The following is a 25,387-nucleotide window of genomic DNA, read 5'->3' as shown; positions in this document are numbered from 1 at the left end:
ATTGAATCATTTTCAAATTAACTACCAATCTTTTTCAGTTTTTTTCGGATTGGCCTGAACTTTTTGTTTGTTTACTTTATCCTGAACTTTTTTCTCTTCGTTGTTTACAGCGTCCAATAAGTTGTCTATTCTTTGTTTAGAAACACCACCCGGTTGTGGTTGCGGTTTGTTTCCGTTTTGATCTTTGTTATCCTGCTTGTCTTTGTTTTTTCCGTCTTTATCCTGGTCTTTTTGATCTTTATTTTTGTCTTTATCTTTATCCTGATCTTTGTTCTTGTCTTTATTTTTTTGGTCTTTTTTGTCGTCTTTCTTGTCCTTGTCTTTGTCTTTTTTGTCTTCTTTTTTAGGCGGATGGTCTTTCATCATTTTTTTGGCCAAAGCGTAGTTATAACGTGTTTCCTCATCGGCAGGATTGTTGCGCAAGGCATTTTTATAGGCTTCAACAGCTTCAGCGTATTGCTTTTCTTTCATCAAAGTATTGCCGATGTTGTGTAATGCTTCGTGTTTTTCTTTACGGGTTTTAGCATTTTTAAGTGCTTTGGCGTAATGGTATTTGGCTTCACTGACTTGATTTTGACGGTAAACAGAATTCCCCAAGTTGTATGAAGCAATTGATTTCTTCGGATTTTTAGATTCCGAAATGCGATATTCTGCTTCAGCGTCGTTGTATTTTTTTTCTGTAAATGCTTCGTTTCCTTTAGGCAAATCAGTGTCTACTTCCTTTTTCTGAGCTTTCGCCAAAAAAGAAAATAAAAGAAGAAAAATCAATGTCAAATATTTGTTTCTGGCTATCATCTAATTACCTTTCTCATTAAATAAATTCATCTTTTTCACCCATTTGGTTCTTTTTTCCAACAGGAAAACATCTAAAAACAACAAGAAAAAGCCAAACCCTAAGAACCATTGAAACTGTGATTTAAAATCAGCCATTTGTGTGCTTTCAAATTCTGTTTTCTGAATATTTTCCAGCGCATTTTTTACATAGTCCAATACCGCTTTGGTTGAGTTGCCGTCAACGTAACCGCCGCCGGTGGCTTTGGCAATTTTTTTCAGGACTTCTGAATCTCTTTTGGTGATAACCACTTCGTCGTTTTGATCTCTTTTAAAGCTTTCCACTACTCCGTTTCGTTTGAGCGGAATCGGACCTCCTTTTTCGGTTCCAACTCCTACGGTGATGATTTTTAGGCCCAATTTTTTTGCCTCTTCGGCAGCTCCTACTGCTTCATTTGAATGGTCTTCTCCGTCGGTAATGATGATGAGCAGTTTGTTGGTTTTGTCTTTTTTATCAATAAAAGAGGTCGCTAAGTTTATGGCCTGATCGATAGAAGTTCCCTGAGCCGAAATGATACCCGGATTCATACCTTGTAAAAACATTTTAGCCACGCTGTAATCGGTAGTAATCGGCAACACCGGGAAAGCACTTCCTGAATAGGCAATGATTCCGATGCGGTCGCTTCCCAAGTTGTTGATGATTTGTGAAACCAACTGTTTACTTTTTTCCAATCGGCTTGGAGCAACGTCTTCGGCCAACATACTTTTCGAAACGTCAATGGCAAAAACGATATCTATTCCTTCACGTTTTACTGTTTCCAGTTTTGTTCCTATTTTGGGGTTAACTAAACCTATGATGAGGCAGGTTAAGGCCAAAAGAACAACAATTAATTTCAAAATCGGTTTGAAAACGGATTTTTCCGGACTTAGTTTTTTGAGCAAATCCAAATCGCCGAATTCCCGTTGTTTTTTTCTTTTCCAGAATTGAATGTACAAGAAAAGTAATGCCATTGCCGGAATGACAAACAAGAGATACAAATACCATTTTTCTTCTAACTCGTACATACTTTAATTGTGAATTATGAATTTTAAATTATGAATTGAAATAATTTGTAATTCGTAATTTTTCATTCTTAATTATTTATATAAAACTTCTGTAAATCGTGTTGCGCAAACCAAATTCGATTAACACTAATATACCAGCAATCCAAACAAACGGACGGTATTTTTCGTCATAATCATAAAACTTCAATTCCTGAATTTCGGTGGTTTCCAGTTTGTTGATTTCGTCGTAAATGGCTTGCAGTTTACTGTTGCTGTTGGCACGGAAATATTTTCCTCCGGTGTTTTTGGCAATAGTCTGCAGCAAACTGACGTCAATCTCTACCGGCATCATTCTGAATAAAAATCCGCCTCCCGGAGCATAAGCATATGGGAAAAGTGCATCTCCATTGGTTCCGATTCCGATAGTGTAGACTTTTATGCCGTATTCTTTAGCAATTTGTGAAGCGGTTTCCGGCTCAATAAATCCGGCATTGTTCACACCGTCAGTCATTAGAATGATTACTTTGCTCTTGGCTTTACTTTCTTTCAACCGATTGATGGCAGTGGTTAATCCCATCCCGATTCCGGTTCCGTCCTGCAATACGTTGTCGTATTTTATGCTTTGAATAGCATCTTGTACAATGGCTTTATCGCTGGTCACCGGTGTTTTGGTGTAGGCTTCAGCGGCATAAACGACTATACCGATGCGGTCATTGGGTCTTCCCTCAACAAAATTTTCGGCTACTTTTTTTAAGGCTTCCATTCGGTTTGGCTTCAAATCTTTGGCCAACATACTTCCCGAAACGTCAATCGCCATTACAATATCAATTCCTTTAGTCGATTTGGTTTGGCTGCTGATGTCTACTTTTCGGGGTCTTGCCATAGCCACAATCAGTGAACTTAATGCCAATAACCGCAAGACAAACAAAAACGGTTTAAGTTTGGCCAGCAATGATTTCTGTGTTTTAAACCCTTTTACCGAACTGATTTTCAAAGTAGCGGTTTGCTCTTTTCTTTTCCAAATAAACCACACTATGGCCACCGGCAGTAATAAAAACAACCAGAAAAACTCAGGATTTAAAAAGCTTACCTCTTTCATTATTTGTCTGTTGTTTGTAGTTCAACCGAGTTTAATACCCTGTCCATAATTTGTTTTCCGTAAGTGTCATCTTCGCGATGCATGATTGTGATTTGTTGTAAGCCTCCATTTTGGGCAAAAACCAACATTTCGTAATACATTTTGGTCGATTTGCCTTTAATTTTATCCAACACAGTCATGGTTCCGTACGCTTTTTTACCACTAATGCCTTTTTGTGTGTTGAAATCTTCTGTTTTTACAATAATATTTTGTGCGCCTTGCGCTTCGAAAACCTTTAAGCTTCCTTCTGCGGCCTGGTCTAAATCAATTTGCGTTTCTTGTTTGTAAGTAACCGTAGATACACTGATGTAAAAGTCGTCAATCAAACTGCCGTAAATGAAAATTTGCATTTCTTTTAATAATGCCATTGCTTCTTTGGGCATTATCTTTTCGGCATTCATTCTTTTCAGGACTTTTGGCGTTTCTATTTTCACGCCCGGATTTCCGTATTCGCTGTAAACCCATTCGCCTTCCATCAGTTCTTTGGTTGGATGGCCAATGATGTTGTCTTTGACATAATCAAATCCTTTGAAATAAATTAAACTCAGCAAAGCCAACAAAAGCATCCCCACCACAATTCCTATGGTAGTAATGATGCGAACACGTTTTTGCTTTTTTAGTTTTTGTAAACGAGCCAGTTCTTTTTGCTGTTCGTTCCAAAGCGCCAATTCATCATTTTCTTCCACCGTTTCAGGAATGGATTGATGGATGGTTACGATGGAATTGGAGATGCGTTTTTTGTCTTCTTCGATTTCAAAATCCAACGGCTTTACTTTGGCAAATTTTACCAAATCGGCTTGTTTCAAAACTTTTTCAAGGTTTTCGACGGTTTCGTTGGATAACTTGAGTTTCTTTTGCTTGGCGGCTTTACGAAGTCCTTCAATCAGTTCCGAAGTGGTGCTTTCCATGGCCGGAATGTGGATTTCTTCTTCAATATAATTTCGGGCAATGTCTGTCAGTTCCGAATAATAACTCTTAATTTCACCTCTTTGCCAAAGTTCTTTTTTCTCCAATTGTTGCAACAGGGTAGTGGCTTTTTCAATTGGCGTTTTAAAAACGATGACTTCCTCTTTTTCGATTGTTTGTCTTTTTTTGATGTATTTGTAAATAAAAAATCCGGCAGCGGCGATGACCAATAAAACCAAAACATAAATCCACCAAGAACCCATCGGACTTTCGACTTGTGCGATGTCTTTGATGTCATACATTTTTTGCTTCAGAGTGTCTACTTTTACATCATTGACTTCCACTTTAATGCTGTCGGAAAACGAGAGCTTGCCGTTGATCAGAACCGGGATACGGGGAATGGTGTATTTCCCCGAATCAAATTGAGTCAAGCCATATTTTTTAATCAATTCATATCGACTTCCTTTCTTTACGGTATCAATTTTATAGGATTGAATTACTTCTAAGGCACCAAAGTTCCTGGCTTCGGGAAATTTTACTTTAGACAAAGTATCGACGTCTGTTTTTAAGGTCAATTTGAATTCGGCGCCGATTTTATTTTTGGTAACATTCACCGAAGTGGAGACCTTAGGTTGCGCCCAAAGTCCTATCGAGAACAGAAGAAATAATATGTAAATCTTTATTTTCATTGTTGATTGAAGATTAACGATTTTTGATTTCAGAATTTGTTTTAGCGGTTTTAATACTTGAAACAAAAATTGAAATGAGCTCGTTAGCTTCCGATTTTAGTTTGTTGATTAAGGTTATATTTGATGATAACGTTGCTTTTTCAATAATTTTTAAACAATTAAACGTTTCTCTTAATTCTTTGAAATCCCCATTTTATGGATAAAATCTTTTTTACTTTCAGCACTTTGTGCCTCTCCATAATTTAAAGCCGGAGATGTTGATGAGCGAACAATTTGACCAATAAGATGATTTCCGGCATAAGATTTATCAATATCATTGGTAAACAAAATTATTTCTGCTGCAAAATCAATCAATCGCTCCTCTAAATCTTGTTTTTTCATTTCTAAAATCAAAAATCGTTAATCATCACTCTCAAATTCTTATCTCGATTTAAAATAGCCTAATAATTTCGTTACATAACTATCGTCAACACGAGTATTGACAGTTCCCGAACCACATTTTGAAAAAATATCTTTGAAGTAATTCACTTTGTCCTGATATTGTTTTTCGTAGCTCATACGCGCTTTTTTAGAGCTCGTGTCTACCAACAAAATTTCCCCTGTTTCCGCATCTTCCATTTCTACCATACCGATATTGGGCATTTTTTCCTCGCGAATATCATACACACGAACACCGGTGATGTCGTGTTTTTTTCCGGCAATTTTTAAGGTTTTCTCGTAATCGTCTTCTACCATAAAATCCGAAATTACAAAGACAATGGCTTTCTTTTTCTGCGTGGATGACAGAAATTTTAAAGCCTGTGATAAATCGGTCTTTTTGCTTTTGGGTTCAAATTCAATTAGCTCCCGAATAATACGCAATACGTGTGACTTTCCTTTTTTGGGCGGAATGTACAACTCAATTTGATCCGAAAATAAGATCAACCCAATTTTATCATTGTTTTGTGTAGCCGAAAACGCCATGGTAGCGGCAATCTCGGTCACAATTTCACTTTTCAGTTGGTTTTTGGTCCCGAAACTCTCCGAACCCGAAATATCTACCATCAGCATCATGGTGAGTTCGCGTTCTTCTTCGAAAACTTTGACATACGGCTCGTTGTAGCGCGCGGTTACGTTCCAGTCGATGGCACGTATGTCATCGCCGAACTGGTATTGACGTACTTCCGAAAACGTCATACCACGACCTTTGAACGAGGTGTGGTATTCGCCCGAGAAGATGTGATCGCTCAATCTTCGGGTTTTGATTTCGATTTTACGAACTTTTTTGAGTAAATCCTTAGTTTCCATGTGATTGTTGATTGTTGATTAACGATTTTTGATTTCAGATCTTAAATGCTTTGCCAATTCGAGCAAATCTCTCGGGTCTTAAATCAGCTATCAGAAATCTTAAATCTTAAGGCACTTCGATTTCGTTTACGATTTTGTTGATGATATCAACCGAAGTGATGTTTTCGGCTTCTGCTTCATAAGTAACCCCGATTCTGTGGCGTAATACGTCATGTACTACAGCACGAATGTCTTCCGGAATTACGTAGCCACGACGTTTGATAAAGGCGTAACATTTAGCAGCATTGGCCAAATTGATACTTCCACGTGGCGATGCGCCGAAACCAATCAGTGGTTTTAAACTTTCTAATTTGTATTTCTCCGGATAACGGGTAGCAAAAATGATATCGAGGATGTATTTTTCAATTTTTTCGTCCATATACACTTCACGAACAGCTTCTTGTGCACGAAGAATTTGATCGATAGAAACTACCGGGTTGACTTTTTCATAAGAACCTTTCAAGTTTTGACGGATAACCAAACGCTCTTCGTCTACTTTTGGATAATCGATGACGGTTTTAAGCATAAAACGGTCTACCTGCGCTTCCGGCAATGGGTAAGTTCCTTCTTGTTCAATGGGATTTTGCGTAGCCAATACTAAAAACGGTTTGTCTAGTTTGAAGGTGGTATCGCCAATGGTGACTTGTTTTTCCTGCATGGCTTCCAACAAAGCCGATTGTACTTTGGCCGGAGCACGGTTAATCTCATCAGCTAAAACGAAATTGGCGAAGATGGGCCCTTTTTTGATGGAAAACTCGTTGGCTTTGATGTTGTAAATCATGGTTCCGATAACGTCGGCCGGTAATAAATCGGGGGTAAACTGGATGCGGCTAAAGCTTCCGTGTACAGCTTGCGATAAGGTGTTTATGGCTAATGTTTTTGCCAATCCGGGAACCCCTTCCAAAAGAATATGGCCTTGGCCTAAAAGCCCAATTAACAATCGTTCTACCATGTGCTTCTGACCAACAATCACCTTGTTCATTTCCATTGTCAGCAAGTCTATAAAAGCACTTTCTCTTTCAATTTTTTCATTAATTGCTCTAATATCTAAAGCAGTACCATTTTCTTCCATAGTTTTGGGTTTATTCTAATGTGTGATGGTTATAATTTTAACATTTCAAAAGTCAAAATTTATTGGGTTACCAGATGTTAATAATGCGTTAAAACTTTAGAAAACACCTTAATTTTAAGGATGATTTATGATTTTCTTTTTATAATTTTAAGACCTGATAGCCGCTTTGAAATTTTTGAGGCAAAATACTAAAATTTTCAAAAGAGCAAAATTTACGAAACTACTTTTAAACACATCTTAAGAAACACAAAAATGCAAACAAAATTATCATCAATAATAGCCGGAACTATGAACTGGGGAATTTGGGATAAAAACCTCAGCACTTCCGAAATGGAACACCTCATAAACCTTTGTGTTGAAAATCAAATTACCACCTTTGATCATGCCGATATTTACGGCAATTATACTACCGAGGCCGATTTTGGTAAAGCGTTCAAACAAAGTAAAATTGACAGAAAAAAAATCCAACTCATCTCAAAATGCGGAATTCAGCACACCAATGGGCGCGATAACAAAATCAAACATTATGATTATTCCAAAAAATACATCGTTTGGTCGGTTGAGAATTCCTTAAAAAACCTGCAAACCGATTATCTGGATGTACTGCTGTTGCACCGTCCGAGTCCTTTGATGGAAGCCGATGAAATAGCAGAAGCGGTAGCCCAACTGAAACAGGAAGGAAAAATTCTTGATTTCGGCGTTTCCAATTTTACGGCTTCGCAAACCGAATTGATTCGACAAAAAACAGAAATCAGTTATAATCAGGTGCAGTTTTCAGCCACGCACCATCAGGCCATGTTGGACGGCAGTTTTGATTATATGCAGTTGCACAACATCCGTCCGATGAGCTGGAATCCGCTGGGTACGGTTTTCCGAGAAGACATCGAACAAACCCGACGACTGAAAAAAGTATTGGCACAGTTGGTTGAGAAGTACCATTTGGGTGCCGATACCATTTTGTTGGCCTGGATTTTAAAGCACCCGGCCAAAATAATTCCGATAGCAGGGACCGTGAACGTAGCCCGAATTCAGGCGTTACAGAAAGCTGCCGAATTGCAACTGGAGCAGGAAGATTGGTTTGCCATTTGGACGGAAAGTATGGGGAATAAAGTGCCATAATGATTGCAGATTGCAGAATTTTGATTGTTGATTACAGAAGAAGGATAATATGTCTTAATTTTCAAAAACCAATCTTAAATCAAAAATCGTTACTCTTCATTCTTAAAGCAAATGATCAACAAGCGCCTTTTAATCAAAAATCTATTGGCTCACAACGATGAGAGCAGTTTTTATGATAAAAAGCGCCAGTTGAATTTACATACCAAAGAGGGCAAGGCCAAGTTTTTGAAGCACATTTGTGCGTTATCCAATTCCAATCCTTCCAACAATTCATATATTGTCGTGGGTGTGGAAGATCATGATAATGAAATTGTTGGCGATGATTTTTTCGACGACAGCAGGATTCAAAATCTGGTCAATGCCTATCTGGAAAATCCGCCTAAAATTCAATATGAAAATGTTCCTTTTCCCAATTTGCCTAAGGACAAAGTAGTGGGATTGGTGACCATAAAACCCAAACACAAAACCTCTTTCTTTAAAAAAAACATTCATACCATTCTGGCCAACACGGTCTTTGTGCGCGTGGGCAGCAACTCGATGCCGACGGAAGAAAAAATCCCGTATTCCAAACAAAATATTGAGGCGGTCATCAGCATCGAAAACAGTTCGCGCAACAGCATTGCCCATACGCTCGATGGGGTCATTGATTTTATGAACAACCGTCATAAAGACATGCCCTCGAAGTATAAGGTTTTTAAGGAGTTGTTTGTAATTTGCTGGGCCGGAGTCCCCAAAAAAATCAGGGACACAACCTATCTTTCCAGAGTAGATATCGAACTGATTAATGAGCAGGTAAAGTTGTTTTACTCGGCCCTCGATGTGGTTTCAATCAGTTACGACCATCAAAGTTTTACCATAGTCGAGCATGTCCCGCTGGGGCTGAATGACAAAACCAGTTACTACCCGCTGGAACAACTGACGATTCGCTTTTTTGACAACGGCTATTACAAAATGGAAACACAAATGCTGTTTGAACCCCCGTCCTATAACAAAAAAATGTTGCACCACATTTACAATTCTAACGTAGCTTTGCTGAATAAAATGCAAAAGGGAATTCCGCTTTCGGAACGAGAGGAAAAGGATTTGGAAAATTTTTCGTCTACTTTGATGATTTGTTATCTGAACGGTTTTGACGACGCTAAAAGAAAACTCGTAGAAGCCAAACCCTTCCTGAAAATACAACCCAATGCCACGGTTTACCTAAGTTTTAAGGAAGCCATGCGCATTTTGAGAAAAATGAAATACAATGTAAATAATGCCTAGAAAATTAGTAATCGGAGACATACACGGTGGCTTGAGGGCTTTACATCAAATTATGGAAAGAGCCCGGGTAACCCCCAAAGACACCTTGGTTTTTTTGGGAGATTATGTAGACGGCTGGAGCGAATCACCACAGGTTTTAGATTTTTTAATCGAATTGAATACCAAGCAAAAATGCATTTTTATTAGAGGGAATCACGACGAGTTGCTGTTGCATTGGCTCACGGGAAATACACAACATATCGATCAAACCATGTGGTATCATCACGGTGGCGAAGCTACGGTTTTGGCGTATGAAAACGTCTCCAAAGCAAAAAAGCAAGAACACATCCGTTTTTTAAAGAACCTCGAAAACTACTATCACGACAGCAAGAATCGGTTGTTCATCCATGCCGGATTTACCAATCTGAACGGCATCCATTATGAATATTTTCCGAAGTTGTTTTACTGGGACAGAACCTTGTGGGAAACGGCACTCTCGTTGGATATCTCCATTTCAAAAGACAGTCCGCTCTATCCGCGACGCCTGAATTTATACGACGAAATTTACATTGGACACACGCCCGTGACTCGCATTGGACTTACGGTTCCCCTAAAAAAAGCCTGTATTTGGAATGTAGACACCGGAGCGGCCTTCAAAGGGCCTCTGACTATTATGGATGTCGATTCGAAAGAATATTGGCAAAGCGAGCCTCTCAACGTTTTGTATTTTAATGAAAAAGGAAGGAACTGATTTGGTATTTTAGAATAAGGATTTAGGATTTTAGAATTTCTATATTTGCATCATAATTCAAGACAAATGAAAAAAACAATCATTATAATGGCTTTGGCCGTTGTGGGTTTTGCCAATGCGCAAGCCTACAAAGGCAAAGGCGATGTGAAAGGACAAGTGGGCTTGAACTCACAGGATCACGGAACCGGCATCAACACTTCGGTTGATATTGGGATAGGCGAAAATATGTCCTATGGTTTTGTCGCTTCTTATTTGCTTTCGGTAGATAAGGCAGATGGGGTCAAACCCAAATTTGAGGACCGTGCCGATGTCAAAGTGCGTTTTAATGCCAATATAGGCAATGTGTTTGGTTTGGATAAAAAAATGGACATTTATCCCGGATTGAGTTTAGGGACCCGAAATTTCGGAGGACATTTGGGCTTTCGGTATTTTTTTACCAATGGTTTCGGACTCTACGCCGAAGGAGGAGCGCCCATAGCCAAATATGACACCAACACCCAAGGCTTTGAACATTTTAACAACCAGTTTGTTTTTAATTTCGGAGCTTCTTTCAACTTGTAATAATATCTAAAAGCCATAAAATGAGTATCGTAACCGAAAAAAGATTAAAAGACCGAAGCGGTTCCCAATGTGAAATCAGCGGAAGTGAAGAAAACCTGGTAGTGTACTTGGTACCTCCTAAAACCGAAGCCACACCCGAAAACTGCATTTTGATTTCGAAGCCCTTAAGAGATCAAATCGAAAACCCGGATACCATGAATCCTAACGATTGGAGAGGATTGAGCGACAGCATGTGGAATGAAAACCTGCCGGTGCAAATTGTGTCTTGGCGCATGTTGGCGCGTTTGAAGAATCATGATTTGTTAGACATGATGTATCTGAATGAAGACGCCTTAGAATGGGCCAAAGCGACCGGAGAAGGGGAAGATGAAGAGGGCAAGATTGTTCACAAAGACTCGAATGGCAATCTTTTATTTGATGGCGATTCGGTGGTGCTGATCAAAGATTTGGATGTAAAAGGCGCCAATTTTACCGCCAAAAGAGGAGCGGCTGTGCACAACATTAAATTGGTTTGGGACAATGCCGAACAGATTGAAGGCCGTGTCGAAGGACAGCATATTGTAATTTTGACACAGTATGTCAAGAAAACCAAATAACGTCAACCTCATGTTATAAAAAAAGTCCCGGAATTTCCGGGACTTTTTTGTCTATTATCTTTTAGTCTCTTCTTTAAGACTATAAATCAAATTTGATTCCCTGTGCCAATGGCAAACTGGTCGTGTAATTGATGGTGTTGGTTTGTCTTCTCATATACACTTTCCAAGCGTCAGAACCTGATTCGCGGCCACCCCCGGTTTCTTTTTCGCCACCAAAAGCACCGCCTATTTCAGCACCCGATGTTCCGATGTTGACGTTGGCAATACCACAATCCGAACCGGCGTGTGATAAGAACGTTTCAGCTTCTCTGAGGTTGTTGGTCATGATGGCAGAAGACAATCCTTGTGCCACGCCATTTTGAATTTCAATAGCGTTGGTCACATCGCCCGAATATTTCAACAAATACAATACCGGAGCAAAGGTTTCGTGTTGCACAATTTCGAAGTGATTTTGAGCTTCGGCAATGGCCGGTTTTACATAACAACCGCTTTCGTAGCCTGCGCCCGAGAGTACGCCACCTTCTACTAAAATTTTACCGCCTTCAGCCACTACTTTTTCTAAAGCTTTGTTGTACATTTCAACGGCATGGGTATCGATTAACGGCCCCACATGGTTGTTTTGGTCTAACGGATTTCCGATTCTCAATTGCCCGTAAGCACTCACTAACGCATCGCGTACTTTATCGTAAATACTTTCGTGGATGATTAATCGGCGGGTTGAGGTACAACGTTGTCCGGCAGTTCCTACGGCGCCAAATACCGCACCGATAACGGTCATTTTAATATCAGCATCCGGAGTTACAATGATAGCGTTGTTTCCGCCTAATTCTAATAAAGAGTTTCCTAAACGAGCGGCACAAGCCTGCGCTACAATTTTACCCATACGGGTCGAACCGGTAGCCGAAACCAAAGGCACACGTTTATCGTGCGTCATCATTTCACCCACTTTATAATCGCCGTTGATCAAACAAGAGATGCCTTCCGGAAGGTTGTTTTCTTTTAATACTTCGGCAATGATATTTTGACAAGCGATGCCGCATAGAGGCGTTTTTTCAGACGGTTTCCAAACGCAAACGTCGCCACAAATCCAAGCCAAAGCGGTATTCCAAGACCAAACGGCTACCGGGAAGTTGAAGGCCGAAATGATGCCGACAATGCCCAGCGGATGGTATTGCTCGTACATGCGGTGTCCCGGACGCTCGGAGTGCATGGTCAACCCGTGTAATTGACGTGATAAACCAACAGCAAAATCACAGATGTCTATCATTTCCTGAACTTCTCCGTAGCCTTCCTGAAGGGATTTCCCCATTTCGTACGAAACCAATTTTCCTAGTGGTTCTTTGTATTTTCTTAATTTTTCACCAAACTGACGCACGATTTCTCCGCGTTTGGGAGCCGGCATCAAACGGAAAGTTTTGAAGGCTTCGCTGGCCGTTTGCATTACTTTTTCGTAATCTTCGGCAGTGGTGGTTTTTACTTTTCCGATGAGTTGTCCGTCTACCGGGGAGTAACTTTCGATGATTTCTCCGTTAGAAAAATGGTTGTTTCCGGTGGAGGTTCCTTCGTTGATGGCTTTTATGCCTAGTATTTCTAAGGCTTCGGTCATACCGAATTGTTGTGCAATTGTTGCCATTGTACTATTTATTTTGTTTGTTTTTAAAATGTTGACTGCAAAAGTAACGGTTTATTTTGAATAATTAATCACCTAGCCCGGATAGGAACGGCATCCTTTTTAGGATGGCCACATCCTAAAAAGATAGAGTGGATAGCCGGAAACCGCTCCCAGAAATTATTGGGCTACAAATCTCGGGTCGGTTGGCATGATGGTGCCACATTTTTCACAGGTTCGCAGGGCTTCGGAACCGTAAAAATGGGTGAAATGCTGGAGGAAATCCTTTTCGATATCGGTGAGCGGAAAGTAGACTTCGTGCAGTTTGTGGTTGCAGTTGTCGCAAAACCAGAGTAAACCGTCTTTGCCTCCGGCGTCGTGGCGTTTGCGTTCGATAACCAATCCGATGGAATTTTCGCTTCGGTTGGGCGAATGCGGTACTTTGGCCGGGTGGAGGTACATGTCGCCGGCAGAGAGTTTCATAGCGCGTTTTTCGCCATTGTCCTGTATATAAACGGTAATGTCGCCTTCGAGTTGATAGAATAATTCTTCGGTTTCGTTGTAATGGTAATCTTTGCGGGCATTGGGACCGGCCACAATCATGACGATGTAATCTTCGGAGTCGACATAGATATTTTTGTTGCCGACCGGCGGTTTTAGCAGGTGGCGGTTTTCATCGATCCATTGGTTGAGATTGAAGGGTGCAGGAATGGCCATAGTTTTTTTAGGTAAAGATAAAAAATAAAAAAGTCCCGAAATCTTCGGGACTTTAAAATATTATTTGACTTCTTTAATCAGGTAAATATAGGACGGGAAGTGGTCACTGTAGCCTACTTCGTTCATGCTGTGTCGCAGCGGATACCCTTTGTATTGACCGGTGGTTTGTATCATGAAAGGTTTATTCCAAATTCCGGCTTTCCAGTAGCGGAAAGAAGAATAGTCTTTTTGAATCAAGGTTTCCGAAACCATGATTTGGTCGAAAATATCGCCGGCATCACGGTAAAATAACGTAGCATTTCCTTTGTAGAACATTTCTTCAAACGGATTGTAAACCCCAAATTTTTGGACTTCTTCTTGTTTGCGCTTGGCGCCTACACCTTCTTTCACACTTTTGTTATAAGTGCCGTCGTTCAAGTCGCCCATGGTAATGATTTTGGCATTGGGGTTGATTTTGTAGATGGAATCCATGATTTTGCGATTCAATCTGCCGGCGGCTTCACGGAAAGGGGAGCTTTTCTTTTCACCTCCTGAACGCGATGGCCAGTGGTTGACCATGATGTTGATTTCTTCTCCGTCCAACAAACCGGTTACTAAAAGGATGTCACGGGTATATACTCTTTCTGAATTGGCTTCTACCTCAGATTTGTCATCAGACGCATCATCAGTAGCGTGTTTTCTTTTGGCAGTTTGATCCAGTTGGTTTTTGTAGATTAAGAGCGGAATGTTTTTATAACTGGTTGGTTTGAAATGTTTCTTTTGGTATAAGAAACCTACATCAATCCCTCTTTTATCGGGAGAATCAAAATGTACAATTCCGTAGTCGTGTGCCAGCATTTCGGGTTCTTTAACTAAATCTTCTAAAACGCCTCTGTTTTCAATTTCGGCACCACCAATAATTACCGGCGCTTCTTTTTGTTGGTCGTTGGTTCCGATTTGCGATAAAACGGTGGCAAGGTTGTGCAGTTTTTGACGGTATTTTGCAGAGGTCCAGTTTTGAACGCCATTTGGGAGCCATTCTTCGTCATTATTTGGTCCGTTGATGGTATCAAATAAGTTTTCCAGATTATAGAAAGCTACCGTATGAACAACGTATTTTTTAGCTTGTGCATTTGCTCCGTAAATTGCGAAAAAAACAAAGAAAAGAGCTATTAATTTTTTAATTCTCATAAAATGTATATTAATTTAATATCAAGTTTATACAAACTTTGCGCCAAAAGTATATAATATTATTAAAAGATGTACATTTGTCGGCTGTTAAGTTTTTATTAAGGCTTGACTTTAGGAAAAATTAATTTTATTTTATTTATGAAAAAACTTGTTATTAGTACTTTATTTGTAATGCAAGTATTTTTTGTTTTTGCTCAAAACAATACCGGTTTTACTGGTAAAGTATTAGATTCAAAAACACAAAAACCATTACAAAATGTAGTTGCTTCTATTCAAAACACCAACTTGTCGATGTTAACTGACGTAAGTGGTGTTTTTACATTTAAAGAGGTAACGGTCGGCAGTCAATTATTACAAATTAAGAGCGCGGGTTACAAAGATCAGTTGCTTTCTATCGATGTAATTGCAGGAAAAATCTTAGATTTAGGTATCATTGTTATGGACGAAGATATTACTTCGGAACAACAATTGAGTTTGATTACAATTACCGAGAACGATTTAGGCGATGATAATAGTGGTTCTGAAAGTACTTCAGGATTATTGCAAGCCTCTAGAGATGTTTTTCAACAAACTGCAGCCTTCAACTGGGGGCAAGCCCGATTTAGAATAAGAGGTTTAGATAACGAGTATGGTACCACTATGATTAATGGTATCGTAATGAATAAAATTTACGATGGTAGACCACAGTTCAGTAACTGGGGCGGACTAAATGATGCTACCAGAAACCAAGAGTTTACTTCGGGTTCTACACCATCTGATTATACTTTCGGAGGGATTTTAGGAACTCAGGAAATCAATACCAGAGCTTCCATTTACAGAAGAGGTAGTCGTGTGTCTTTTTCAGGAACCAATACTAACTACAGTTGGAGAACCATGGGTACTTACGCTTCAGGGATGAATACTGACGGATGGGCTTTTGTAATTTCAGCATCAAGAAGATGGGCTCAGGAGGGATATTTTGAAGGAACCGATTACAGTGCTAATTCATTGTTTGCCAGTGTTGAAAAAAAATTTAATGATCATCACTCTATTGGTTTTACTTCTATCTTTGCACAAAACAGAAGAGGAAAAAGCTCTCCGAACACCAATGAAGTTAATGACCTTAAAGGTTTCAAATACAACTCTTACTGGGGATGGCAAAACGGAAGAAAAAGAAACTCAAGAGACAAAGAAGTTGAAGAGCCAATCAATATCCTTACGCACTATTGGAAAATCAACAACAATACCAATTTAAACACTAGTGTTTCATACCAAGTAGGACACGTTGGAAACAGTAGGTTAGATTATCAGTTAGCTAACAATCCCGATCCAACCTATTACAAGTATTTACCAAGTTACTTCCTGAACTCTCCGGATTCTTATGTTAATGGGTTTGACGACCAGGGAAATCCAATTGTAACCAATCCCGAGGCTGATGCTGCCAGAACTAAGTTCCTAAATGACGGACAAATTGATTGGAATGCAATGTATTTAGCAAACACATCGAGTGTTAATATGGGTAAAAGTGTTTATGCGCTTTATGAGGACAGAACGGACGATAAACAATGGAATGCTAATTCCATAATTAATTCAAGGCTGTCTGACAAAATATCGTTGAATGCTGGAGTGAACTTCAGAAAATTAACCTCGCACAATTATCAAAAACTTACTGATTTATTGGGCGGTGAGTACTTTTTGGATATAGATCCTTTTTACTCAGGAGATGCGAGTCAATCTGATTTAAATAATCCAAACCGAGAGGTAAAAGTAAACGGTACTTACGGTTATAACTACAATTTATTGGCTACAACTTTTGACGGTTTCACCCAATTTAAATTCAGTTACAAAAAAGTTGATTTCTATTTAGCAGAATCTTTTTCAAGATCACAATACCAAAGAGACGGGTTATATAAAAATGGTATTTATGCCAGCAACTCTTATGGTAAGAGTCAAAAAATGATTTTTGAAAACTTTGGTTTCAAAGGAGGATTAACATATAAAGTTAATGGTCGTAATTTCTTTGATTTCAATGGAGTATACATGACAAAGGCACCAAGCATGAGAAATGTGTTTGCGAATGCTCGTATCAATAACAATACTACACCTGATATTAAAAGCGAATCTGTGATTGGTGCTGATGCTAGTTACATCATCAAAGCTCCAAAATTTAAAGCAAGACTTACCGGATATTACAGCAAAATTTTAAATGCTAGTGAGATTTCTTTCTTTTACGGAGAAGGTTTATTTGATGAGGTAGCGGTAGGATCCGGAAATGAAGATTCATTCATCAGTGAGATTGTTACCGGTATCAACAAGAAAAATATAGGTGGAGAATTTGGTTTTGAATATCAATTAACTTCAACTATCAAAGTTAGTGGTTCAGCTGCTTACGGGGAATACAAATTTGACAATAATCCTAATTTGAAAGTTAATGATGATGCACAAGCATCTCCTACAAATACTAATCCGCTCACGGATTTCGGTAAAACTTATTTAAAAGGATACCGCCAATCGGGTATGCCTCAACAGGCATACTCTATTGGACTGGAGTACAGAGACCCTAAATTCTGGTGGATAGGTGCTAATGCCAATTATTTAGCTGATAGTTATATTGATGTTTCCAGTATATTGAGAACGAAAAACTTTGTAGTCGAAGATACAGCAAACGATATCGGATATGACGGAGGAACAGTTGATGCGGTTCGTAAAGCTCTAAAACAAGAGAAGTTTGATCCGGTTACTTTGGTTAACTTAGTAGGAGGAAAATCTTGGAAAGTTGGTAACGATACTTTTGGATTCTTTGCCAGTGTAAATAACGTCTTTGATGTTAAATATAAAACGGGAGGATTCGAACAATCCAGAAAAGCCAATTTTACAGAATACCAGGCTGACAATGCCAACGGTACACCTTCATTTGGATCAAAATATTTCTACGGTTATGGAAGAACATATTTTGTTAATCTTTACATTAATTTCTAATAAGATATACTATGAAAAAAATACTTAAACTAACTTTTGCATTACTTGTAGTAAGTGTTGCAAGCAGTTGTACCGGAGATACTGAAGTGGCTCCATATAAGCCCGTGTTCTTCTCTCAGTCTTTTGAGTCAGTTGAGGCAGGCAGCGGTTCAGTTGAGATACCTATCAATGTAGAGGGATGGATTAATTATAATGCTTTGGGTTTAAGAAATTGGTGCTGTAAAGTTGCAAACAATAACAATTACGCAGAATTCTCTTCTTTTTATTCCAACAATCCTTCAACAAGTGATGATAATGATCAAGTTTGGTTGATTACACCGAAAATAGACTTTACTACGACTACCAATGAAACATTGCTTTTTAAAACGCAATCGAAATTCTCTAATGGCGCCGAATTTAAAGTCTTGATTTCAACTGATTTTGACGGAACAACAGCAGGAATAGCAACAGCAACTTGGACTGCTTTAAACCCAATTTTACCAACCGTTGATAATGTTTTTGTTGACAGTGGTTTTATCGATTTAAGTGATCAAGCATTCCAAAGTTCCAACGTATATATAGCTTTCAGATACACAGGAAGTAAACCCGGTAACAAAACAACAACGTTTCAGTTAGACGGCATTAAAATATTTGAAAATAAATAACTATGAAAAACGCAGCAAAATTTTTAACATTATCGCTGTTCACAACATTATTTGTAGGTTGTGTAAATAACGATATATACAACACCCCCGATTTGAGTGGTGAGTGTAATGACTTAACGGCTACAAAACAAGTTAGTGATATTGTAGCTACTGCTCCTTTGTCGCCTAACGAAATCAAATATACTGGCGAAGACATTATTGAAGCGTATGTTACATCTAGTGATGAGGGTGGAAACTTTTATAAGTCTATCTCTTTTGTATCTCTTGATGGATCTGTTGGATTCAGTATTCCTATCGATGATTACAATTTATATACTAAGTATCCTCCCGGAACTAAAGTATATGTTAATTTAAAAGACAGATACTACACCAAAGACTTCGGTTCAATGATTATCGGATCACTGTACCAAGGAAATTCAGTTGGAAGAATCTCAATTATCAGTTATCAAGATGTTTTAACAAGATCATGTACTCCACGTATTTCAGAAGATAATTTGGTAAACAAAATTACTATTCAACAAGCAAAAAATGATTCTTACCTCAATAAGTTAGTCGAAATTGATAATGTTCAATTTACCGATGCTTCAGTTGGTAAAAACTATTATGACCCATCTGTAAATAGTATAGGAGGAGCTACAAATCACCTTATTGAAGATGTTGATGGAAATACCTTAACTTTGAGAGTTAGTCAGTATGCTAATTTTGCAGCCAACTCAGTAACCGGTAATAGCGGAACTATAAGAGGAGTTATGACAAAATTTGGTACAACTTATCAATTTATGGTGAGAACTATCAATGATGTTAAATTGACACAGGGAAGAATGTTGCCATTGTTTATGGAGACATTTGATACAAATTTCCCTAATTGGGTAAAAGCAAGTGTAATAGGAGCTCAAGTATGGACATTAAATGCTACTGGTAATCCAGGAAATTGTGCTGATATGAATGGATTTTCAAGCGGCCCGGTTCAAAATGAAGACTGGTTAATTTCACCTGCTATCGATTTATCAGCCGTATCAGCTGCAACTTTAACGTTCCAAACATCCAGACCTTTCTCGGGTAACAACCTTCAGGTTTATGTTTCTACTAATTATGTAGCTCCAAATCCTGCAGCACCTCCTATGCCTTCAACGGCTACATGGACATTACTATCGGGTTCTTTAGCAACATCAGCAACTTGGAAAGATTCAGGTAATGTTTCTTTGAACGCCTATACAGGTAATACAAATGTTAGAATTGCTTTCAAATACACATCTACTACATCATCAGCCTCTGAGTGGAAAGTGGATAATGTTAAGATTAAATAATCTAATTAATTTTGGATCTAGAGCCCCGTATTTTCGGGGCTCTTTTTATATAAAACAAATTTATTTAATTACTACTTTTAAAACTTCAAATTAATTATTTCAATACCCATGAAGAAATTACTTTTCATATTCGTCAGTACTATGAGTTTAACAACATCTGCACAAAAAGTTCTCTCTCCCGAAACCCTTTGGTCAATCAATCGCGTTACCGCTTTAGGAATTTCGAAAGACCGAAAATCAATTGTCTATAAAGTGGCCACCCCATCTGTCAATGACAATAAACTGAATTCCAAATTCTATACTATACCGCTAGCAGGAGGAAATCCCACTGAGGTGATGGAAACCAAAGATTTGCTAAAAGATAAAAATGTCTCTCCTGATGGCAAATACCTACTTTCTTCTCAGGAAGTAAAAACCGAAAACGTTTTGGGAAAAGACATTTACGCTGATTTGCAGAAAGCGGATGCCCAAATCTACAATGGTCTCGATTATCGCCATTGGGATACATGGAATAATGGCACACACAACCACGTTTTTTATGCCGAAAACAAAGACAAGGCCATTCCGGTTGATATTATGAAAGACGAACCGTATGATAGTCCGCAAAAACCTTTCGGAGGCGATGAGGATTACATTTGGGCACCAAATGGGAAAAGCATCATTTATGTTTGTAAAAAGAAATTCGGAACAGCCTATGCTATTTCAACAAATACCGATTTGTATGAGTACAATTTAGAAACCAAAATCACCAAAAACCTCACAGAAGGAAATTTAGGCTACGATACCAATCCGGCTTTTTCTCCCAATGGAGATTTGACCTGGTTGCAAATGAAACGCGACGGTTATGAAGCCGATAAAAACGACATCATCGTGCGTTTTAAAGGAATGGATATCAACCTGACTGCCACTTGGGATGGCTCTGTAGAAAGCTTTAAATGGGCGCCTGACGGCAAAAAGGTGTATTTCCTGGCGGCTGTAGACGGAACTCAACAGTTGTTTGAGGTAAATTTCCCTGGCCTTACGAAAATTGCTGTAACAGTAAGACAAGTGACATCGGGCGATTTTGATGTGCATGACATAGTAGATGTTTCCCGCGAAAATTTCATTCTGACCCGTACAGATATGAATCATGCATTGGAAATTTATTCATACAGCACCAAGAATAAGACTTGGTTACAATTGACTAAAACCAATGAAAGTATTTACAGTCAATTGGCTTTGCCAAAATACGAAAGACGTTATGTAACTACTACTGATGGGAAAAAAATGTTGGTGTGGGTCATTCTGCCTCCAAACTTTGACAAAACAAAAAGATACCCGACATTGTTATACTGTCAGGGCGGACCTCAATCTCCATTAACTCAAAGTTATTCCTTCCGTTGGAACTTTTCTTTAATGGCTTCACAAGGTTATGTAATTGTAGCACCAAATCGACGCGGTATGTACGGACATGGTCAGGAATGGAATGAACAAATATCTAAAGACTGGGGCGGACAGGTGATGAAAGATTACTTGTCGGCAATTGATGATGTAGCGAAAGAAAGTTATGTAGATAAAGCTCGGTTAGGATGTATTGGAGCGAGTTATGGCGGGTATTCGGTATACTTCCTTGCTGGAATCCACAATAATCGTTTTAAAAGCTTTATAGCGCACGATGGTGTATTTAATTTAGAAAGCATGTATGGTACTACTGAAGAAGTGTTCTTCAACAACTGGGATCATGGCGGACCATATTGGGACAAAAATAATGCAGCGGCTCAAAAGACATTTAACGAGTTCAACCCAGTCAAAATGGTCGATAAATGGAATACACCCATCTTAATCATTCAAGGTGGAATTGATTTCCGTGTGCCTATAGGACAAGCTCAGGAAGCTTTTCAGGCTGCACAATTACGAGGGATTAAAAGCCGTTTCCTATATTTTCCCGAAGAAAATCACTGGGTGCTAAAACCACAAAATGCTTTGGTATGGCAACGTGAATTTTACAAATGGTTGAAAGAGACGTTATAATACATTAGATAATATTTTCAAAAAACCTCTGTTTCTAAAGAAACAGAGGTTTTTTTATTTGACGATAGGCTCTTAGATGATTGAATGCAAAAACTCAATTAATACTTTAAAAATCATAGTATTGTTTTTAATGATTATTTTTATTTCGTAATTTTCTTATATTTGATAAATAAACCGTTCAATTTATGAGAAAAATTTACTTTGTAGCAATTTCGTTACTATTTTTTAATCTTATCCAAGGACAAATTATTAACATACCTGATGCTAATTTTAAGGCAAAGTTATTGTCTGCAAGTGCTTTGGTTCAAGTGGCATCCATTCAAACACCCAATTTAAGTGGAAATGTTTCTTCATATAATAGTATAGATACTAATAATGATGGTGAGATTCAAGTTAGTGAAGCATTAGTCATTAAATATCTCAATATTAATTCAGGTAATATTATGGATTTGACAGGAATAGAAAACTTTACCAATTTGGTAAATTTAAATTGCTCCACGAATCAGTTGACAACGTTAAACATTAGCGCTTTAACTAATCTTGTATTTCTGAATTGTTCAGTTAACCAACTGTCGGCTCTTAACGTGACAAATTTAACTAGTCTTTTATCACTTGATTGTTCATCTAATCTTTTGCCTGTTTTAAATTTAACTGGTTTAGGCGCGCTTAACACTCTGAAGTGTTCAAATAATCAATTAACCAGTTTAAATATTAGCAATATCAATTATTTAACGCTTCTGGATTTCTCAAATAATGCTATTCAAAATATAAATTTATCATCAGCAGTAAGTTTGGAATCATTATCTATGGGAGCCAATCCTTACACGGCACAAGTTAACTTAAGCAATCTTATAAATTTGCAATTTTTATACTTACAAAATTTGCCAAGTAATGCCATATCTCCACTGACTGTTAGTGTCATGCCACATCTAACAAGCTTGACAAGCTTAACAACTGACGGATCAGCTTTAGGAAATATTAATTATGCTTTATTACCAAATTTGCAAACTCTTTTTTGTAGAAATTCGGGATTAACAAATATGAACGGTATTCCAAACACTTTAAGTGTTTTTGTTTGTCAAAATAATCAATTGACAAGTTTGAATCTTACAGGATTTTCAAATTTGACCGCATTGAATTTTGCCAATAATCCGTTGACAAGTTTAACTTTTGGAAATCATCCCAATTTGATTACCATGTTTGCAGGTCAAACTAATTTAACAACTATTGATGTCTCTAATTTACCTGCACTTTCAAGTTTAAGTGTTTATAATAGTCCGGTTTTGATAACTTGTAATATAAAAAACGGTATCAATACAACTATGAGTTTTAATCTTTGTCCAAATTTGCAATGCATCACAGCGGATAGCAGTGAAATAAGCACAGTTCAAAATAATATCATTACCTATGGATATACTAATTGTTCGGTTAGTTCTAATTGCTCATTACAAAATGATGATTTCGAACGTTATAATACATTCAGGCTTTATCCAAACCCCGCTGTAAACATTCTAAACATAGAAGCTAACAGTTCGACAAAAATAAAAAGTATCATTATTTACAATATTTTGGGACAGGTTGTAAATACAATCAATAATGCTGAAGATGTTTCATCAATAGATATATCAAATTTGATTAAAGGGAGTTATCTTATAAAGCTAATTACGACAGATGGAGGTAACTTGAATATGAAATTTGTTAAGGAGTAGTTTTAACAGATAATTTTCTTTTTTAAGATTAAGAGATCACAAAAAACCCCAACTCAGTGAGTTGGGGTTTTTATTTATTGCGGATCTTTCATTTTGAACGTTTCCATGAATTTTGTGGTATAATTTCCGGCTACATAATCCGGTTCGTCCATTAACTGGCGGTGGAACGGAATAGTAGTTTTTACACCTTCAATATAAAACTCATCCAAAGCGCGTTTCATTTTGTTAATGGCCTCTTCACGGGTTTGTGCTGTGGTGATTAACTTGGCAATCATGGAGTCATAGTTTGGCGGAATAGTATATCCGGCATAAACGTGAGTGTCCAGACGCACTCCGTGGCCTCCCGGTGCATGTAAAACGGTAATTTTACCCGGAGAAGGGCGGAAATCATTATACGGATCTTCGGCATTAATACGACATTCTATAGAGTGCAATTGCGGTAAATAATTTTTACCCGAAATTGGCACACCGGCGGCTACCAATATCTGCTCACGAATTAAGTCGTAATCAATAACCTGCTCGGTAATTGGATGTTCTACCTGAATACGGGTATTCATCTCCATGAAGTAAAAATTGCGGTGTTTGTCCACCAAAAACTCAACGGTTCCGGCACCTTCATATTTGATGAATTCGGCAGCCTTAACGGCAGCTTCTCCCATTTTTTGACGCAGTTCATCCGTCATGAAAGGCGAAGGGGTTTCTTCTGTCAATTTTTGGTGACGACGTTGTACCGAACAATCTCTTTCGGATAAGTGACACGCTTTTCCATACGAATCACCCACTACTTGAATTTCAATATGACGAGGTTCTTCGATTAATTTTTCCATATACATACCGTCATTTCCAAAAGCGGCGGCCGCTTCCTGACGGGCACTTTCCCAAGCTTTTTCGAGCTCTTCTTCTTTCCAGATGGCACGCATTCCTTTACCACCACCACCGGCAGTAGCTTTCATCATCACTGGGTAACCAATTTCTTTGGCCACTTTTTTTGCTTGCGTAAAATCTTCTAAAATACCATCGGAACCCGGAACACAAGGAACTCCGGCCTCTTTCATAGTAGCTTTGGCTGTGGCTTTGTCTCCCATCTTATCAATCATCTCAGGAGAAGCACCAATAAATTTGATGCCGTGTTCCTGACATATTTTAGAAAACTTCGCGTTTTCCGAAAGAAAACCGTAACCCGGGTGTATAGCATCTGCATTGGTAATCTCTGCAGCGGCTATAATATTCGGCATTTTTAAGTATGATAAATTGCTGGGCGGTGGACCAATACAAACAGCTTCGTCAGCAAACTTTACATGCAAACTCTCAGCATCAGCAGTAGAATAAACAGCCACAGTCTTGATGCCCATCTCACGACAGGTTCTGATAACGCGAAGCGCGATTTCGCCTCGGTTGGCAATTAATATTTTTTTAAACATCTTTTTAAATTAGATAGTTAGACAATTGGATTGTTGGATTTTTAGATTGTTTCGCATGTAGAAGGGAACATTTGATTATTAGAAAAACTAATAATCTGAAAATCTAATAATCTAATAATCTAAATTATGATGGATCAACTAAGAATAGAGGTTGGTCGAATTCAACCGGCGACATATCATCAACTAAAATCTTAACGATTTTTCCTGAAACTTCGGCTTCAATTTCGTTGAACAACTTCATAGCTTCAACCACACAAAGTACATCTCCTTTACCAATAGTGCTGCCAACTTCCACGAATGGAGCCTTGTCAGGAGACGGTTTGCGGTAGAACGTACCAATCATTGGTGATTTAATAGTAACATATTTAGAATTGTCATCAGCAGCTGGAGCAGCGGCAGGAGCAGCAGGTGCTTGAGCCACAGGAGCGGCAGCTACCGGAGCAGCCAATGCAGCCTGCATAGGTGCTTGTTGTACGTAAGTGATTTCAGGGGTGTTTCCTTCTAAAGTAGTTCTGATTGTGATTTTTACATCACCTGTTTCCAATTTTACTTCAGCAACTCCTGAATTGGATACAAATTTGATCAGGTTTTGAATTTCTTTTAAATCCATGATTTATTGGTTTTAGA

Annotated in this window: 22 protein-coding genes; 10 read left to right on the top strand and 12 right to left on the bottom strand. The window is 38.4% G+C overall.

The window, feature by feature from the left end:
* Positions 1-21: 21 nt before the first annotated feature.
* The 7 genes from EZL74_RS01190 to EZL74_RS01160 all read right to left on the bottom strand — a co-directional run bounded on the left by EZL74_RS01190 (position 22) and on the right by EZL74_RS01160 (position 6,946).
* Positions 22-795, bottom strand: coding sequence for a tetratricopeptide repeat protein (locus tag EZL74_RS01190; protein WP_131474757.1), 774 nt, complete (start codon positions 793-795; stop codon positions 22-24).
* Entirely contained in the window at positions 796-1,836 is a 1,041-nt protein-coding gene (locus EZL74_RS01185) for a vWA domain-containing protein (protein WP_131474756.1), read from the bottom strand. It abuts the gene before it with no gap.
* Between the two features lie 76 nt (positions 1,837-1,912).
* Positions 1,913-2,914, bottom strand: coding sequence for a vWA domain-containing protein (locus tag EZL74_RS01180; RefSeq protein ID WP_131474755.1), 1,002 nt, complete (start codon positions 2,912-2,914; stop codon positions 1,913-1,915).
* Positions 2,914-4,548 (bottom strand): hypothetical protein, encoded by a 1,635-nt coding sequence (locus tag EZL74_RS01175; protein ID WP_131474754.1) that lies wholly within the window; start codon positions 4,546-4,548, stop codon positions 2,914-2,916. The genes EZL74_RS01180 and EZL74_RS01175 overlap by 1 nt, the downstream gene beginning before the upstream one ends.
* Before the next feature lie 171 nt (positions 4,549-4,719).
* On the bottom strand, positions 4,720-4,929 hold the full coding sequence (locus EZL74_RS13255; RefSeq protein WP_240034540.1) for a four helix bundle protein: 210 nt from the start codon (positions 4,927-4,929) through the stop codon (positions 4,720-4,722).
* 39 nt (positions 4,930-4,968) lie between these two features.
* Positions 4,969-5,835, bottom strand: a complete 867-nt coding sequence (locus tag EZL74_RS01165; RefSeq protein WP_131474753.1) for a DUF58 domain-containing protein — start codon at positions 5,833-5,835, stop codon at positions 4,969-4,971.
* A 106-nt stretch (positions 5,836-5,941) separates the two neighbouring features.
* Positions 5,942-6,946 (bottom strand): AAA family ATPase, encoded by a 1,005-nt coding sequence (locus tag EZL74_RS01160; RefSeq protein WP_131474752.1) that lies wholly within the window; start codon positions 6,944-6,946, stop codon positions 5,942-5,944.
* A 252-nt stretch (positions 6,947-7,198) separates the two neighbouring features.
* On the opposite strand from EZL74_RS01160, the gene EZL74_RS01155 reads away from it, so the two are divergent.
* The 5 genes from EZL74_RS01155 to EZL74_RS01135 all read left to right on the top strand — a co-directional run bounded on the left by EZL74_RS01155 (position 7,199) and on the right by EZL74_RS01135 (position 11,215).
* On the top strand, positions 7,199-8,065 hold the full coding sequence (locus EZL74_RS01155) for an aldo/keto reductase (protein WP_131474751.1): 867 nt from the start codon (positions 7,199-7,201) through the stop codon (positions 8,063-8,065).
* A gap of 111 nt (positions 8,066-8,176) precedes the next feature.
* Entirely contained in the window at positions 8,177-9,328 is a 1,152-nt protein-coding gene (locus tag EZL74_RS01150; protein WP_131474750.1) for an ATP-binding protein, read from the top strand.
* A complete protein-coding gene (locus tag EZL74_RS01145; RefSeq protein ID WP_131474749.1) occupies positions 9,321-10,058 on the top strand; it encodes a metallophosphoesterase in 738 nt (245 codons plus the stop codon). Before EZL74_RS01150 ends, EZL74_RS01145 begins: the two co-directional genes overlap by 8 nt.
* 66 nt (positions 10,059-10,124) lie before the next feature.
* Complete coding sequence (locus EZL74_RS01140) at positions 10,125-10,619, top strand: DUF6646 family protein (protein WP_131474748.1); 495 nt, start codon at positions 10,125-10,127, stop codon at positions 10,617-10,619.
* Positions 10,620-10,639: 20 nt separating this feature from the next.
* Entirely contained in the window at positions 10,640-11,215 is a 576-nt protein-coding gene (locus EZL74_RS01135) for a PhnA domain-containing protein (RefSeq protein WP_131474747.1), read from the top strand.
* 79 nt (positions 11,216-11,294) lie between these two features.
* Here the strand turns inward: EZL74_RS01135 and amaB are convergent, their stop codons facing one another.
* The 3 genes from amaB to EZL74_RS01120 form a co-directional block, all read right to left on the bottom strand.
* Positions 11,295-12,848 (bottom strand): L-piperidine-6-carboxylate dehydrogenase, encoded by a 1,554-nt coding sequence (amaB, locus tag EZL74_RS01130; RefSeq protein WP_131474746.1) that lies wholly within the window; start codon positions 12,846-12,848, stop codon positions 11,295-11,297.
* A gap of 156 nt (positions 12,849-13,004) precedes the next feature.
* Complete coding sequence (locus EZL74_RS01125) at positions 13,005-13,541, bottom strand: 3-hydroxyanthranilate 3,4-dioxygenase (protein ID WP_131474745.1); 537 nt, start codon at positions 13,539-13,541, stop codon at positions 13,005-13,007.
* Between the two features lie 60 nt (positions 13,542-13,601).
* Positions 13,602-14,711 carry an endonuclease/exonuclease/phosphatase family protein gene (locus EZL74_RS01120; protein WP_131474744.1) on the bottom strand — a complete coding sequence of 370 codons (1,110 nt, stop codon included), beginning with the start codon at positions 14,709-14,711 and terminating at the stop codon, positions 13,602-13,604.
* Positions 14,712-14,849: 138 nt separating this feature from the next.
* Here EZL74_RS01120 and EZL74_RS01115 point away from each other — a divergent pair, with 138 nt between their 5' ends.
* From EZL74_RS01115 to EZL74_RS01095, 5 genes are all read left to right on the top strand, one after another.
* Positions 14,850-17,669, top strand: a complete 2,820-nt coding sequence (locus tag EZL74_RS01115; protein ID WP_131474743.1) for a carboxypeptidase-like regulatory domain-containing protein — start codon at positions 14,850-14,852, stop codon at positions 17,667-17,669.
* An 11-nt stretch (positions 17,670-17,680) separates the two neighbouring features.
* Entirely contained in the window at positions 17,681-18,313 is a 633-nt protein-coding gene (locus EZL74_RS01110; protein ID WP_131474742.1) for a choice-of-anchor J domain-containing protein, read from the top strand.
* Positions 18,314-18,315: 2 nt separating this feature from the next.
* On the top strand, positions 18,316-19,620 hold the full coding sequence (locus EZL74_RS01105) for a DUF5689 domain-containing protein (RefSeq protein ID WP_131474741.1): 1,305 nt from the start codon (positions 18,316-18,318) through the stop codon (positions 19,618-19,620).
* A gap of 108 nt (positions 19,621-19,728) precedes the next feature.
* Positions 19,729-21,630, top strand: a complete 1,902-nt coding sequence (locus tag EZL74_RS01100) for a S9 family peptidase (protein WP_131474740.1) — start codon at positions 19,729-19,731, stop codon at positions 21,628-21,630.
* Positions 21,631-21,815: 185 nt separating this feature from the next.
* A complete protein-coding gene (locus tag EZL74_RS01095) occupies positions 21,816-23,339 on the top strand; it encodes a T9SS type A sorting domain-containing protein (RefSeq protein ID WP_131474739.1) in 1,524 nt (507 codons plus the stop codon).
* 74 nt (positions 23,340-23,413) lie between these two features.
* On the opposite strand, the gene accC is transcribed toward EZL74_RS01095, so the two are convergent.
* Both accC and accB read right to left on the bottom strand, forming a co-directional pair.
* Positions 23,414-24,760 (bottom strand): acetyl-CoA carboxylase biotin carboxylase subunit, encoded by a 1,347-nt coding sequence (gene accC, locus EZL74_RS01090; RefSeq protein ID WP_131474738.1) that lies wholly within the window; start codon positions 24,758-24,760, stop codon positions 23,414-23,416.
* Positions 24,761-24,884: 124 nt separating this feature from the next.
* Entirely contained in the window at positions 24,885-25,370 is a 486-nt protein-coding gene (gene accB, locus EZL74_RS01085) for an acetyl-CoA carboxylase biotin carboxyl carrier protein (RefSeq protein WP_131474737.1), read from the bottom strand.
* Positions 25,371-25,387 lie beyond the last annotated feature (17 nt).

Source organism: Flavobacterium silvisoli, from assembly GCF_004329815.1.
Lineage (GTDB): Bacteria > Bacteroidota > Bacteroidia > Flavobacteriales > Flavobacteriaceae > Flavobacterium > Flavobacterium silvisoli.
Note: the sequence above shows the minus strand (reverse complement) of the source record. Positions and strands in the feature narration are given on the sequence as shown.